Origin of the sequence: Pengzhenrongella sp., from assembly GCF_036565025.1 — a bacterium.
GTDB lineage: Bacteria > Actinomycetota > Actinomycetes > Actinomycetales > Cellulomonadaceae > Pengzhenrongella.
Map to the genome: position 1 here is coordinate 18,011 of NZ_DATCNW010000313.1, position 13,491 is coordinate 31,501.

General features: G+C 68.1%; 22 protein-coding genes. 21 read left to right on the top strand and 1 reads right to left on the bottom strand.

The annotated features are described in order from the left end of the window. Positions 1-5: 5 nt before the first annotated feature. From rpsQ to VIM26_RS18195, 21 genes are all read left to right on the top strand, one after another. Positions 6-290 carry a 30S ribosomal protein S17 gene (gene rpsQ / locus VIM26_RS18095; protein WP_331953741.1) on the top strand — a complete coding sequence of 95 codons (285 nt, stop codon included), beginning with the start codon at positions 6-8 and terminating at the stop codon, positions 288-290. A gap of 171 nt (positions 291-461) precedes the next feature. Beyond that, positions 462-830: a 50S ribosomal protein L14 gene (rplN, locus tag VIM26_RS18100; protein ID WP_331953743.1), complete on the top strand. Its 369-nt coding sequence runs from the start codon at positions 462-464 to the stop codon at positions 828-830. A gap of 1 nt (position 831) precedes the next feature. Then, positions 832-1,173 carry a 50S ribosomal protein L24 gene (gene rplX / locus VIM26_RS18105; protein ID WP_331953745.1) on the top strand — a complete coding sequence of 114 codons (342 nt, stop codon included), beginning with the start codon at positions 832-834 and terminating at the stop codon, positions 1,171-1,173. Next, positions 1,173-1,757 carry a 50S ribosomal protein L5 gene (gene rplE, locus VIM26_RS18110; RefSeq protein ID WP_331953747.1) on the top strand — a complete coding sequence of 195 codons (585 nt, stop codon included), beginning with the start codon at positions 1,173-1,175 and terminating at the stop codon, positions 1,755-1,757. The genes rplX and rplE overlap by 1 nt, the downstream gene beginning before the upstream one ends. Before the next feature lies 1 nt (position 1,758). Next, a complete protein-coding gene (locus VIM26_RS18115; RefSeq protein WP_227423336.1) occupies positions 1,759-1,944 on the top strand; it encodes a type Z 30S ribosomal protein S14 in 186 nt (61 codons plus the stop codon). Between the two features lie 76 nt (positions 1,945-2,020). Further along, complete coding sequence (gene rpsH / locus VIM26_RS18120; protein ID WP_414696520.1) at positions 2,021-2,413, top strand: 30S ribosomal protein S8; 393 nt, start codon at positions 2,021-2,023, stop codon at positions 2,411-2,413. A 24-nt stretch (positions 2,414-2,437) separates the two neighbouring features. Then, positions 2,438-2,977: a 50S ribosomal protein L6 gene (gene rplF / locus VIM26_RS18125; RefSeq protein WP_331953753.1), complete on the top strand. Its 540-nt coding sequence runs from the start codon at positions 2,438-2,440 to the stop codon at positions 2,975-2,977. A gap of 3 nt (positions 2,978-2,980) precedes the next feature. Next, positions 2,981-3,352 (top strand): 50S ribosomal protein L18, encoded by a 372-nt coding sequence (rplR, locus tag VIM26_RS18130; RefSeq protein WP_331953755.1) that lies wholly within the window; start codon positions 2,981-2,983, stop codon positions 3,350-3,352. Between the two features lie 40 nt (positions 3,353-3,392). After that, a complete protein-coding gene (gene rpsE / locus VIM26_RS18135; protein ID WP_331953757.1) occupies positions 3,393-4,046 on the top strand; it encodes a 30S ribosomal protein S5 in 654 nt (217 codons plus the stop codon). Beyond that, a complete protein-coding gene (rpmD, locus tag VIM26_RS18140; RefSeq protein ID WP_331953759.1) occupies positions 4,046-4,228 on the top strand; it encodes a 50S ribosomal protein L30 in 183 nt (60 codons plus the stop codon). Before rpsE ends, rpmD begins: the two co-directional genes overlap by 1 nt. Then, positions 4,228-4,731, top strand: a complete 504-nt coding sequence (gene rplO / locus VIM26_RS18145; protein WP_331953761.1) for a 50S ribosomal protein L15 — start codon at positions 4,228-4,230, stop codon at positions 4,729-4,731. Before rpmD ends, rplO begins: the two co-directional genes overlap by 1 nt. 170 nt (positions 4,732-4,901) lie before the next feature. Next, positions 4,902-6,200 carry a preprotein translocase subunit SecY gene (secY, locus tag VIM26_RS18150; protein WP_331953763.1) on the top strand — a complete coding sequence of 433 codons (1,299 nt, stop codon included), beginning with the start codon at positions 4,902-4,904 and terminating at the stop codon, positions 6,198-6,200. Continuing rightward, positions 6,197-6,772 (top strand): adenylate kinase, encoded by a 576-nt coding sequence (locus tag VIM26_RS18155; RefSeq protein WP_331953765.1) that lies wholly within the window; start codon positions 6,197-6,199, stop codon positions 6,770-6,772. Before secY ends, VIM26_RS18155 begins: the two co-directional genes overlap by 4 nt. Positions 6,773-6,822: 50 nt before the next feature. Further along, positions 6,823-7,668: a type I methionyl aminopeptidase gene (gene map / locus VIM26_RS18160; protein ID WP_331953767.1), complete on the top strand. Its 846-nt coding sequence runs from the start codon at positions 6,823-6,825 to the stop codon at positions 7,666-7,668. A 205-nt stretch (positions 7,669-7,873) separates the two neighbouring features. Beyond that, positions 7,874-8,095, top strand: a complete 222-nt coding sequence (gene infA, locus VIM26_RS18165) for a translation initiation factor IF-1 (protein ID WP_024286981.1) — start codon at positions 7,874-7,876, stop codon at positions 8,093-8,095. A 71-nt stretch (positions 8,096-8,166) separates the two neighbouring features. Next, positions 8,167-8,280: a 50S ribosomal protein L36 gene (gene rpmJ / locus VIM26_RS18170; protein WP_003956441.1), complete on the top strand. Its 114-nt coding sequence runs from the start codon at positions 8,167-8,169 to the stop codon at positions 8,278-8,280. Between the two features lie 201 nt (positions 8,281-8,481). After that, the gene (rpsM, locus tag VIM26_RS18175; RefSeq protein ID WP_331953816.1) at positions 8,482-8,862 is read left to right on the top strand and encodes a 30S ribosomal protein S13; all 381 of its coding nucleotides are present in this window, start codon (positions 8,482-8,484) and stop codon (positions 8,860-8,862) included. A 90-nt stretch (positions 8,863-8,952) separates the two neighbouring features. After that, on the top strand, positions 8,953-9,354 hold the full coding sequence (gene rpsK / locus VIM26_RS18180; RefSeq protein WP_130102600.1) for a 30S ribosomal protein S11: 402 nt from the start codon (positions 8,953-8,955) through the stop codon (positions 9,352-9,354). 160 nt (positions 9,355-9,514) lie between these two features. Next, complete coding sequence (locus VIM26_RS18185) at positions 9,515-10,528, top strand: DNA-directed RNA polymerase subunit alpha (protein WP_331953819.1); 1,014 nt, start codon at positions 9,515-9,517, stop codon at positions 10,526-10,528. A 69-nt stretch (positions 10,529-10,597) separates the two neighbouring features. Next, the gene (gene rplQ, locus VIM26_RS18190) at positions 10,598-11,194 is read left to right on the top strand and encodes a 50S ribosomal protein L17 (RefSeq protein WP_331953821.1); all 597 of its coding nucleotides are present in this window, start codon (positions 10,598-10,600) and stop codon (positions 11,192-11,194) included. Between the two features lie 744 nt (positions 11,195-11,938). Continuing rightward, positions 11,939-12,697, top strand: a complete 759-nt coding sequence (locus VIM26_RS18195) for an alpha/beta hydrolase (RefSeq protein ID WP_331953823.1) — start codon at positions 11,939-11,941, stop codon at positions 12,695-12,697. Here VIM26_RS18195 and VIM26_RS18200 read toward each other — a convergent pair. Then, entirely contained in the window at positions 12,647-13,420 is a 774-nt protein-coding gene (locus VIM26_RS18200) for an ROK family protein (protein WP_331953825.1), read from the bottom strand. The two genes, VIM26_RS18195 and VIM26_RS18200, sit on opposite strands and share 51 nt — an antisense overlap. Positions 13,421-13,491: the final 71 nt, after the last annotated feature.

A 13,491-nucleotide genomic window follows, 5' to 3' on the forward strand; every position in this document is an offset into this window, starting at 1 on the left:
CGACCATGAGCGCAACGAAGAACGAGACCACGGATACCGAGCGTGGCGACCGCAAGTCGCGGCGCGGGTATGTCGTGAGCGACAAGATGGAAAAGACCGTCGTGGTGGAGGTCGAGGACCGGGTCAAGCACCCGCTCTACGGCAAGGTCATCCGCCGCACGAGCAAGGTGAAGGCGCACGACGAGGCCAATGCGGCCGGCGTCGGTGACCTGGTCATCATCATGGAAACCCGCCCGCTCTCCGCGACCAAGCGGTGGCGCGTGGTGGAGATCCTCGAAAAGGCGAAGTAGGCCTTTTTCGCACGACGCAGTACCCCGAGTAACCAGCAGTAATGCAGTACTTCAGTTGCCCCCGTGGCGGGTGGCGTCGGTCCGCCGGCGCCACCACCACGGGTGCATGACGGCAGCTATCCGTTCGCCAGGCTCGCATGAGCGAGTACCAGCAGACGTCAGGAGTTCACCATGATTCAGCAGGAGTCGCGACTCCGCGTCGCCGACAACACGGGTGCGAAGGAAATTCTTTGCATCCGCGTTCTCGGTGGCTCGGGCCGTCGCTACGCCGGGATCGGCGACGTCATCGTCGCCACCGTCAAGGACGCGATCCCCGGTGGAAACGTCAAGAAGGGCGACGTCGTCAAGGCGGTCATCGTCCGCACGAAGAAAGAGCGCCGTCGTCCCGACGGCTCGTACATCAAGTTCGACGAGAACGCGGCTGTGATCCTCAAGGCCGACGGCGAACCCCGTGGCACTCGCATCTTCGGCCCGGTGGGCCGCGAGCTGCGTGACAAGAAGTTCATGAAGATCATCTCGCTCGCACCGGAGGTGCTCTGACATGGCCAAGATCAAGAAGGGCGACCTCGTCGTCGTCATCTCGGGCCGCGACCGGACCAAGCAGGGTCGGGTCCTGGAGGTCCTCAAGGAGTCGCAGCGCGTCGTCGTCGAGGGCGTGCAGCGCGTCACGAAGCACACCAAGGTCGGGCAGTCGCAGCGCGGCAGCCGGACGGGTGGCATCGAGACCATCGAGGCGCCGATCCACATCAGCAACGTGATGATCGTCGACCCGGAGACCAAGAAGGGCACCCGCGTCGGGTACCGCATCGAGGAGACTGACCGCGACGGCCGCAGCAAGACCATGCGGGTCCGCGTGTCCAAGCGCTCCGGGAAGGACATCTGATGAGCGTTGACAGCACCGCGACGACCTCCGAGGTCGCGTCTGTTCCTCGCCTGAAGTCGCGTTATGCCGCGGAGATCGTTCCCGGCCTGCGCGAGGAGTTCGCCCACGAGAACGTCAACATGGTCGCCCGGCTCACCAAGGTCGTCGTGAACATGGGTGTCGGCGACGCGGCGAAGGACTCCAAGCTGATGGACGGAGCGATCAAGGACCTGTCCGCGATCACCGGCCAGAAGCCCCAGGTCACCAAGGCTCGCAAGTCCATCGCGCAGTTCAAGCTCCGCGAAGGCATGCCGATCGGTGCGCACGTCACACTGCGCGGGGACCGGATGTGGGAGTTCCTGGACCGCCTGCTCTCGACCGCGCTGCCGCGTATCCGCGACTTCCGCGGCCTCTCGCCGAAGCAGTTCGACGGCAACGGCAACTACACGTTCGGCCTCACGGAGCAGGCGATGTTCCACGAGATCGACCAGGACAAGATCGACCGCGTGCGGGGCATGGACATCACCATCGTCACAACCGCGACCACCGATGCAGAGGGCCGCTCGCTGCTGAAGCGTCTCGGCTTCCCCTTCAAGGAGAACTGACATGGCGAAGACCGCCCTGGTCCAGAAGGCCTCCCGGACCCCGAAGTTCAAGGTGCGCGGCTACACCCGGTGCCAGAAGTGCGGACGTCCGCACTCCGTCTACCGCAAGTTCGGGCTCTGCCGCATCTGCGTGCGCGAGATGGCGCACGCAGGCGAGCTTCCCGGCGTCACCAAGAGCAGCTGGTAACTACTACGCCGCTGGTCTCCACCCCGGACTCACGTCCAGTGGAGATACCCCGGCGAGAAAGGGCGGAAGCCCAATGATGACTGACCCGATCGCAGACATGCTCACGCGTCTGCGGAACGCGAACTCGGCTTATCACGACACGGTCACCATGCCGTTCTCGAAGCTGAAGTCGCACGTTGCAGAAATTCTTCAGGCCGAGGGTTACATCGCTGGCTGGAAGATCGAGGACGCCCCTGTGGGTAAGTACCTCACCATCGAGCTGAAGTTTGGCCCGAACCGCGAGCGTTCGCTCGCCGGTGTGCGCCGCGTGTCCAAGCCGGGCCTGCGCGTGTACGCCAAGTCGACCAACCTGCCCAGGGTGCTCGGCGGCCTCGGCGTGGCGATTCTGTCCACGTCCTCAGGTCTCCTCACCGAGAAGCAGGCCGCCAAGAAGGGTGTAGGTGGGGAAGTCCTCGCCTACGTCTGGTAAGCCCGAGACGGAAAGGAGCTAGCCATGTCCCGAATCGGCAGAGTCCCCGTCCCGGTCCCCACCGGCGTGGATGTCACAATCAACGGCTCGACGGTCACGGTCAAGGGCCCCAAGGGTTCCTTGACGCACACCGTTGCGTCCCCCATCGCGGTTGCCCGCGATGAGTCTGGTGCCCTCGTGGTCACCCGGCCGAACGACGAGCGCGTCTCGCGTGCGCTGCACGGCCTGACCCGGACGCTGGTGGCGAACCTTGTCATCGGCGTGACCGAGGGCTACGTCAAGAAGCTCGAGATCGTCGGTACCGGTTACCGCGTGGTCCAGCGGGGCGACGTGCTCGAGTTCGCGCTCGGGTTCAGCCACCCGGTCCACATCACGCCTCCTGCAGGCATCTCGTTCACGGTCGAGAGCCCCACCAAGCTCTCCGTGAGCGGTATCGACAAGCAGCAGGTCGGCGAGGTCGCAGCCAATATTCGCAAGATCCGCAAGCCCGAGCCCTACAAGGGCAAGGGCGTGCGGTACGCCGGCGAAATTGTCCGCCGCAAGGTCGGAAAGGCTGGTAAGTAAGCGATGGCTCTCAAGATCAAGGGAAAGGGTCGCGCGATCTCGCGTGCCCGCCGTCACCTGCGCCTTCGTAAGAAGGTGTCGGGCACCCCGGTTCGTCCCCGCCTCGTCGTCACCCGCTCGGCCCGGCACATGGTCGCGCAGGTGGTGGACGACTCCATCGGCCAGACCATCGTCTCCGCATCGACCCTCGAGGCCGACCTGCGAGTGCTCGACGGCGACAAGACGGCCAAGGCGAAGAAGATCGGCGAGCTCGTCGCCGCTCGGGCCAAGGCTGCGGGCATCGACGCGGTTGTCTTCGACCGCGGCGGCAACAAGTACCACGGTCGGGTGGCTGCTGTCGCCGACGGGGCCCGCGAAGGCGGTCTGACCCTGTGACGACACTCACCACCTCCGTACGGAAGCAGAGGATCCACTGATGGCTGCACCTCAGCGCAGCGGCACGACGGGCGCTCCCGCGGGCGGCACCGGGGGCGGTGACCGCCGCGACGGCGGTCGCGGCGCCGGTGGCCGCGGGGGAGCCGAGAAGAGCTCGTTCGTCGAGCGGGTCGTGAAGATCAACCGCGTCTCGAAGGTCGTCAAGGGCGGTCGGCGCTTCAGCTTCACCGCGCTCGTCGTCGTCGGCGACGGTGACGGCACGGTCGGCGTCGGCTACGGCAAGGCCAAGGAGGTCCCCGCGGCGATCGCCAAGGGGGTCGAGGAGGCCAAGAAGAACTTCTTCAAGGTTCCCCGCATCCAGGGCACCATCCCGCACCCCATCCAGGGTGAGGCCGCGGCCGGTGTCGTGTTCCTGCGTCCGGCGTCCCCGGGTACCGGCGTCATCGCCGGTGGTCCGGTGCGCGCCGTCCTGGAGTGCGCCGGCGTCCACGACATCCTGAGCAAGTCGCTCGGTTCCACCAACGCCCTGAACGTGGTTCACGCCACGGTCGCGGCGCTGCGTGGGCTCGAGCAGCCGGAGGCCGTTGCGGCTCGCCGCGGGCTCCCGCTCGAGCACGTCGCGCCGGCTTCGCTCCTGCGGGCACGTGCCGCCGGGGATGCACGCACCACTGCAGCTGCAGGGGGGCGTGCGTGATGGGCCGGATCAAGGTGACCCAGACCAAGTCCAAGATCGGCGGCAAGGCGAACCAGCGCGAGACACTGCGCTCGCTCGGCCTGAAGCGGATCGGCGACGTCGTCGTCAAGGAGGACCGGCCGGAAATTCGCGGCATGGTCTCCACGGTGACGCACCTCGTGAAGTTCGAGGAGGTTGACTGATGGCTGAGAACGACAAGACGAAGGCCACCGCCGCGAAGGCGGCGGCCGAGGTCGGCGCCGGTGGCACCCTCAAGGTGCACCACCTGCGTCCGGCACCGGGCGCCAAGACCGCCAAGACCCGCGTGGGTCGTGGCGAGGCGTCCAAGGGCAAGACGGCCGGTCGTGGAACCAAGGGTCAGAAGGCCCGTGGCAACATCCCCGAGCGTTTCGAGGGTGGTCAGATGCCGCTGCACATGCGTCTGCCCAAGCTCCGCGGGTTCAAGAACCCGTTCCGCACCGAGTACCAGGTCGTGAACCTGGACAAGCTGTCCGAGCTCTTCCCGGCGGGCGGTTCGGTGACGGTCGCGGACCTCGTGGCCAAGGGTGCGGTTCGCAAGGGCCACCTCGTCAAGGTGCTCGGCACCGGCGAGCTGACCGTGAAGATCTCGATCGCTGTCGACGCCTACTCGGCGTCGGCGCGCGAGAAGATCCTGGCCGCCGGCGGGACCGTCGAGCAGGACTGATCGAAGGACGGGGTCGGTGGGACAACACGTCCTGCCGGCCCCGCTTCCGCATGTCGGCCCGTATATCCGTTAGGGTTCGCCGGGGCGCCGCGGGGGCGTCTTGTTTTGACGCGATGGCCGGGGGAGCCCGGCGTCACCAGACACCGCCGGAAGGCGGAGCAGGAGGATAGGTGCTCAGCGCATTCGTCCGGGCCTTCAAGACGCCCGACCTGCGGCGAAAGCTGCTCTTCACGATCGCGGTGATGTCGATCTTCCGGGTCGGCTCGTTCCTGCCGACGCCGGGGGTCTCGTACTCCAACGTCCAGGTCTGCATCGGCGAGACCGCCGGGAACAACGATCTGCTCGGGCTGGTGAACCTGTTCAGCGGTGGAGCCCTGCTCCAGCTGTCCGTGTTCGCGCTCGGGATCATGCCGTACATCACGGCCAGCATCATCGTCCAGCTGTTGCGTGTGGTCATCCCGCGCTTCGAGGCCCTGCACAAGGAGGGCCAGTCCGGCACCGCGAAGCTGACCCAGTACACCCGGTACCTCACGATCGCGCTGGCGATCCTGCAGTCCACGACCGTCATCACGGTCGCCCGCTCGGGCCGGCTGTTCTCCGGCTGCTCGGTCGACGTCATCCCCAACGCCGGGGTCCTGACGATCGTCCTGATGGTGCTCACCATGACGGCCGGCACCGGCCTGATCATGTGGCTCGGTGAGCTCATCTCCGAGCGCGGCATCGGCAACGGCATGTCGCTGCTGATCTTCACCTCGATCGCGGCGCGGTTCCCGACCTCCCTGTGGTCCATCGCCGGTGGCGACAACGGCCCGACGAAGTTCGTCATCGTGCTCGCGATCGTGGTGCTGGTCATCGCGCTGGTCGTGTTCGTCGAGCAGTCCCAGCGCCGGATCCCTGTGCAGTACGCCAAGCGCATGGTCGGCCGGCGGATGTACGGCGGATCGAGCACCTACATCCCGATCAAGATCAACATGGCCGGGGTCATCCCGATCATCTTCGCGTCGTCGCTGCTCTCGGTGCCGGGCCTGCTCGCGCAGTTCGCGGACAAGAACGCGGACTGGGTGGTCTGGCTCACGAACAACCTGGTCAACCAGGCGGCGCCGTTGCACCTCGGGATCTACGTCGTGCTGATCATCTTCTTCTGCTACTTCTACACGGCCATCACGTTCAACCCGGACGAGGTCGCGGACAACATGAAGAAGTACGGCGGCTTCATCCCCGGCATCCGTGCGGGGCGACCGACCGCCGAGTACCTCTCCTTCGTGATCTCGCGGATCACGGCCCCGGGTTCGGTCTACCTCGCACTGGTGGCCCTGGTCCCGACGATCGCATTCATCCTGCTCGGCATCACCCAGAACATCCCGTTCGGCGGGGCATCGATCCTGATCGTCGTCGGGGTCGGCCTTGAGACGGTCAAGCAGATCGAGTCGCAGCTGCAGCAGCGGCACTACGAAGGGTTCCTCCGATGAGCACATGCCTGGTGATCATGGGGCCGCAGGGCTCCGGCAAGGGCACGCAAGCCGCCCGCCTCGCGGAGCGCATCGGGGTGCCCGCCATCTCGACCGGCGACATCTTCCGCGCCAACGTCAAGGGCGGCACCGAGCTCGGCAAGCGCGCGAAGTCGATCATGGACGCGGGTGACCTCGTTCCGGACGAGCTCACCAACGAGATGGTCAAGGCCAGGCTCGCCGAGGCGGACGCCGGCAGGGGATTCATCCTGGACGGCTACCCGCGCACGGCCGCGCAGGTCGTCGCGCTCGACGGGATGCTCGAGGAGCTCGGGTCCAAGCTGGACGCCGTCGTCGAGCTCACCGCGCCCCGCGAGGAGCTGCTCGTGCGGATGCGCAAGCGCGCCGAGGTCGAGTCGCGCTCCGACGACACCGAAGAGGCCATCGAGAAGCGCCTGGCGATCTACGACGAGACGACCGCCCCGCTGAAGGCGGTCTACGCCGAGCGCGGGCTGCTCGTCACGGCGGACGGCATCGGCGAGCTCGACGAGGTGACCGAGCGCGTGCTCGCCGCCCTCGCGTCGCTCGGCTGACCGCCTCCACCACCGCGCACCGAAAAGCACCGAGGAGCACCTTCACTTCAATGTTCGGCAGGGACAAGATCGAGTACAAGACGACGGAGCAGGTGCGCCTCATGCGGCGCGCCGGCCTCGTGGTCGCCGACGCCCTCGCGGCGGTTCGGGCGCAGGTCCGAGCCGGCATGACCACGGGCGACCTGGATGCGATCGCGGCCGACGTGATCCGCGAGGGGGGCGCGAAGCCGTCGTTCCTGGGCTACTACGGCTATCCCGCGACGTTGTGCGTGTCCGTCAACGACGAGATCGTGCACGGGATCCCCGGTTCGCGCGTGCTCGCACCCGGCGACCTCGTGTCGGTCGACTGCGGGGCGATCATCGAGGGCTGGCACGGTGACTCCGCGATGAGCCTGGTGATCCCGGACGCCGACTCGCTCGACGTCGAGCTCGTGGACGCCACCGAGACCGCCATGTGGGCGGGCATCGCTGCGCTGGCGACGAGCGACCGACTCAGCGGGGTCGGCGACGCCGTCGAGGACTCCGTCGATGCGACCCAGGTCGCGGGCGCCAACGGGGCAGTGCGCTACGGCCTGATCCAGGAGTACGTCGGGCACGGCATCGGCAGCGAGATGCACCAGGCGCCGGACGTGCTGAACTACCGCACGCGCGACCGCGGGCCGAAGCTCAGGCCGGGCATGTGCCTTGCCGTCGAGCCGATGCTCGTGCGCGGGGCGCGGGCCACCCAGGTGCTCGAGGACGACTGGACCGTGGTCACCGGCGACGGCTCGCGCGCGGCGCACTGGGAGCACTCGGTGGCCCTGCTGGAGGGCGGCATCTGGGTGCTCACGGCGGCCGACGGCGGCGCGGAACGGCTCGCGGCGCTCGGGATCAAGGTGGCGCCGCTCGCGGACTGACGCGAGCCCGCCGGGCCGGCCGCCGACCGGCGTCGGGCCCGGCACGGGTTGGAGCTTTCCACCGCCATGACGTAGAGTTGGTCGTTGGGTGCGTGCGCCGCGAGCGGCGCCGCATCAATCCGTCAACACCCCATCGGTGGCCCTCTGCGGTCACGGCCGGGTTTTGAGTGCAGTCTGTAAGAGCAACCGAGAGTTAGCGGAGGATATGGCAAAGAAGGACGGTGTCATCGAGATTGAGGGCAGCGTTGTCGAGGCCCTGCCGAACGCGATGTTCCGCGTGGAGCTGGCCAACGGCCACCGAGTGCTCGCCCACATCTCGGGCAAGATGCGTCAGCACTACATCCGAATCCTCCCCGAGGACCGGGTGGTCGTTGAGCTGAGCCCGTACGACCTGTCCCGCGGCCGGATCGTCTACCGCTACAAGTAACCACCACTCGATCACGCCGTCGCGTTCGTCCCTACGGGTGCGGACGCAACTTGCGGCGGCGGAGGAATGCCATGAAGGTCAAGCCCAGCGTCAAGAAGATCTGCGACAAGTGCAAGGTGATCCGCCGGCACGGTCGAGTCATGGTCATCTGCGACAACTTGCGTCACAAGCAGCGCCAGGGCTGATGCCCTGACGCTCGCAGCGCAAGCTCGAGCAGATCGTCCGGTACCTCCCTCCATGCGGAGCGGGTACCACCAGCGCACCACCACTGCTCCTGCGGTCCTACGGATCGCAGGAGGTGAACCCCCGGTCGGAGGCCGGGGCCCGCGGATCAACGCGGGAGGGTGGTGCGGAAGACCTCCGACGCAGTACAGGAGTACCAGCACATGGCACGTCTTGTTGGAGTCGATCTCCCCCGCGACAAGCGGCTCGAGATCGCACTCACCTACATCTACGGCGTCGGCCGGACCCGCTCGCAGCAGACGCTTGCTGCCACGGGGCTGAGCCCGGACATCCGCGTGAAGGACCTCGGCGACGTCGAGCTCGTCGCGCTGCGCGACTACCTCGAGGCGAACTACAAGCTCGAGGGTGACCTCCGACGCGAGGTTGCGGCAGACATCCGCCGCAAGGTCGAGATCGGTTGCTACGAGGGTCTGCGGCACCGTCGCGGTCTCCCGGTGCGCGGACAGCGCACGAAGACCAACGCGCGTACCCGCAAGGGCCCCAAGCGCACCGTCGCCGGCAAGAAGAAGGCCGGTCGCAAGTAGCAGCGGTAGCCCGCCCGGCACGGTGACCTCGAGTCATCGACCGCGAGCGGCACTGCAGCCAGCCGACCCAGACCAGGAGAGAACAAGCACATGCCTCCCAAGACTCGTACTGCCGTGCGCAAGCCGCGCCGCAAGGAGAAGAAGAACGTCTCCCACGGCCAGGCGCACATCAAGAGCACCTTCAACAACACCATCGTCACGATCACGGACCCGTCCGGTGCCGTCATCGCCTGGGCCTCCTCCGGCCAGGTCGGCTTCAAGGGGTCCCGCAAGTCGACCCCGTTCGCTGCCCAGCTCGCCGCCGAGGCAGCTGCTCGCCGCGCGCAGGAGCACGGCATGAAGAAGGTCGACGTCTTCGTCAAGGGCCCCGGTTCGGGCCGCGAGACCGCGATCCGCTCACTTCAGGCGACCGGCCTCGAGGTTGGCTCGATCCAGGACGTCACGCCCCAGGCGCACAACGGCTGCCGCCCCTCCAAGCGCCGCCGCGTCTGACGCTGTACAACTTGATCAACTGAATTACCAGGTCCGCGGGGCAGCTTGAAGCTGCGCCGCGGGCCCGGCGCACGATAGCCCGCCTCGGTAGACCGAGACCCGGCGAGCCGCACCACCGCAGAGCGTCATATGGCGGACGCTCACTGAGAGGATTCAAGAAGTGCTCATCGCACAGCGCCCCACCCTGACCGAAGAGGTCATCTCGGAGTACCGGTCGCGGTTCTCCATCGAGCCGCTGGAGCCTGGCTTCGGCTACACGCTCGGCAACTCCCTCCGCCGCACCCTGCTCTCTTCGATCCCGGGTGCGGCTGTCACGTCGATCCGGATCGACGGCGTGCTGCACGAGTTCACCACCGTGCCGGGGGTGAAGGAGGACATCACCGAGATCATCCTCAACATCAAGAACCTGGTCGTCTCCTCGGAGAACGACGAGCCGGTCGTGATGTACCTGCGCAAGCAGGGGGCCGGCGCCGTCACGGCCTCGGTCATCGTCCCGCCGGCCGGTGTCGAGGTGCACAACCCCGACCTGCACATCGCGACCCTGAACGACAAGGGCAAGCTCGAGATCGAGCTCACCGTCGAGCGCGGTCGCGGATATGTCTCGGCGCAGCAGAACAAGTCCTACGACGCCGAGATCGGCCGCGTGCCGGTCGACTCGATCTACTCGCCGGTGCTCAAGGTGACCTACAAGGTCGAGGCGACCCGTGTCGAGCAGCGCACCGACTTCGACAAGCTGATTGTCGACGTCGAGACGAAGAGCTCGATCTCCCCGCGCGACGCGCTGGCCTCGGCCGGCAAGACGCTCGTCGAGCTGTTCGGTCTCGCCCGCGAGCTGAACGTCGAGGCCGAGGGCATCGAGATCGGCCCGTCCCCGACGGACGCCGCGCTCGCCGCCGACCTGGCGCTGCCGATCGAAGACCTGCAGCTGACCATCCGGTCCTACAACTGCCTCAAGCGCGAGGGCATCCACACGGTGGGTGAGCTCGTGGCGCGCAGTGAGGCCGACCTGCTGGACATCCGTAACTTCGGTGCGAAGTCGATCACCGAGGTCAAGGAGAAGCTGGCCGAGCTCTCCCTGTCCCTCAAGGACAGCCCGCTCGACTTCGATCCCACGAAGGCCGCCGGTTACTACGACGCCGACGAGGGCGAGTTCACCGAGGAAGAGCAGTACTGACGCCGCGTCGGGCGGGGGGCACCACTGCCCGCGTCGCTCGTTCATTTTCGTAACTGAGGAGTTAAGACCATGCCTACGCCCACTAAGGGTCCCCGGCTCGGTGGCGGACCGGCGCACGAGCGGCACATCCTGGCCAACCTGGCCACGAGCCTGTTCGAGCACCGCCGGATCACGACGACCGAAGCCAAGGCCAAGCGCCTGCGTCCCCTCGCAGAGCGACTGATCACCTTCGCCAAGCGCGGCGACCTGCAGTCTCGCCGTCGCGTGATGACCGTCGTCAAGAGCAAGAGTGTCGTGCACACCCTGTTCACGGAGATCGCGCCGGTCCTGGCCGAGCGCGCCGGCGGTTACACCCGCATCACGAAGATCGGCCCCCGCAAGGGAGACAACGCGCCGATGGCCGTGATCGAGCTCGTGCTCGAGCCGCTCAGCCCGAAGCAGGCGACCGTTCGCGAGGCCGAGAAGGCCACCGGGCGCGCCGCCAAGAAGTCGGCTGCCAAGCCGGTCGAGGTCGTCGAGCCGGTTGAGGTCGTCGAGGACACCACGGCCCCCGAGGCCCCCGAGGCCCCCGCAGCCGAGGCCCCCGAGGTCGAAGCCACGACGGACGACGTCCCCACGGACGACGCCCCCACGGACGACGCCCCCGAGGCCGACGCCAAGGCCTGACAGCCCAGCACCACCCTCCGCCGAGAGCGGAGTAACCGCCCCAGATTCGAGAGTTTCCGGGGCAGTTACTCCACTCTCGGCGGATATTTTTTTGCGCGGGCGCGGGCGCGGGCGCGGGCGCGGGCGCGGGCATGGACATGGACATGGACATGGACATGGACGGGGACCCGGTACTCGGTGCTGAGGTTGCGGCTGCTCGGACGTCCGGCGGGTCGGCCGGGGGTGAGTTTGTCGTTCGCACGCGAGTTCGTCGGTCTGGCGAGACGGGCGAACTCGGCTCAAAAGGGCGAACTCGAGGGTGGGGGAGCTGCTCGCGCCGCTTCGCGCGCCGTCGGGCATGGGCCGGTCTCTGTGCAGCCCTCTGTGCAGCGAACGCGCACCCTGGGTGCACTTTGGCTGCACTGAGCGCTGCACTGAGCGCTGCGCCGAGCGCTGCGCCGACCCGTCTGCCGACGTCGGCGCTCGTGTGCCGACGCCGGGCCGCACACCGATATCTCGTGCAAGCCGCCGACCGTCAGCCGCCGCCCGACGTTGGTCGCTGGCGAGTTCGTCGTTTCGACGCGAGTTCGCCGGTCGAGCTGGACCGACGAACTCGGCTCAATATGACGAACTCGCGGCTGGGACCGGGACCGGCACCCGGCATTTGTCACTCGGCACCCAGCGCACAGCACCTGCACCCGGCGCGCGGGAGTCCGGCGTGGACACCGGAGGCGGGCGGGGGCCGGGGCTTCTAGGGTCGGGGGCATGGGGGTTGCGGGAGTGGTGTTTGTACATGGAGTGCGCACGTCGCGGACGATGTGGCGGGCGCAGGTCGAGGCGCTCACCGCTGCCGGTCGCCGGGCGGTTGCGATCGACCTTCCGGGGCACGGCCGGCGTGCCGGTGAGCCGTTCACGCTCGATGGCGCGGTCGACGCCGTCGCGGACGCCGTGGACCGCTTCGAGGGACCGGTGCTCGTCGTCGGCCTGTCGCTCGGGGGCTACGTCTCGATCACGTATGCGGCGCGGTACCCCAAGAACGTCGTTGGGCTGGTCGCCGCTGCGTGCTCGACGCGTCCCGCGCGGATCCCGATGGCCGCGTGGATGCTCGCGGCCCGCGCGATCGGGGCCCTGCCCGACGCGGGCGCCGGCCTCAACCGGTTCATGGCCGAGCGCACGCTGACCCGCGCCGCGGCGCTCGACGTCGCCGCGGGCGGCTTCGCGCTCGACGTCATGGATGACGTGTTGCGGGAGATGAGCGCCGCGACCCCGCTCGCCGACCTGGCCAGGATCTCCGCGCCCGTGTGGCTCGTCAACGGGCGCTTCGACCACTTCCGCACCGAGGAGCGCCGGTTCCTCGCGGCCTGCCACGACGGCCGTCTCGTCGTCGTGCGGGGTGCGAAGCATCTGGTCAACCTGGATGCGCCGGTGGCGTTCGGCCGGGTGCTGCTCGATGCGCTCGTGCGGGTCGAGGCGTCAGACCCCGCGCAGGCTCCAGGCCCGTACCCCGCCCACGATCCCCGCTGAGTTGGGCACGACGACGACGTCGTCCCCGAGCCGCCCGAGCACCAGCGGGGTGATCTGCCGCGAGTTCCCGCCGCCGAGGTACAGCCGGTCCCACAGGAACACCGGACGCAGGCCGTCCACCACGCGGCGCACCCGGCGCGACCAGCGCCCGTCGCCGAGCCGCGCGCGCTCGATCTGTCCCACGTAGTCGTCGTAGCTCGTGCCCCAGCGGATCGGCGCCTGGGAGAGTTCCAGGTGCGGCGCCAGCGCGCCGCCGTCGAACAGCGCCGAGCCCAGCCCGGTGCCCAGCGTGAGCACCAGCTCGACGCCCGACCCGGCCACCACGCCGGCGCCGTGCACCTCGGCGTCGTTCAGGACGAGGGCCGGCAGGCTGAAGGCGGACGCGATCGCGGCCTCCATGTCGAAGTCCGCCCAGGCCTCGACGAGCTCGGGCAGCACCCGGCTGTGCGGGCCGGACCGGGTCACGTAGTGCGGGGTCGCGACCACGACGCCGTGCCGGAGCATCCCGGGCATCCCGACGGTGACCCGTTGAGCGGGCGGCAGCGCCGCGGCGATCTCCACGATGGTCGCGACCAGTCGCTCCGGCGGTAGCGGGTAGGGGGTCGGCACGCGGACCGCCGGCGCCCGCAGGGTTCCGGCGGCGTCGAGCACCGAGGCCTTGATCCCACCGCCACCGCAGTCGACGGCCAGGGTGTGCAGCTGCGGGATCGGGGTCACGGTCACGCCAGAACGCTATCGCTCCGTTCGTCCTGCCAATCCCCGCAACGTCCGAGCGTTGACGTCCTATAGGACGT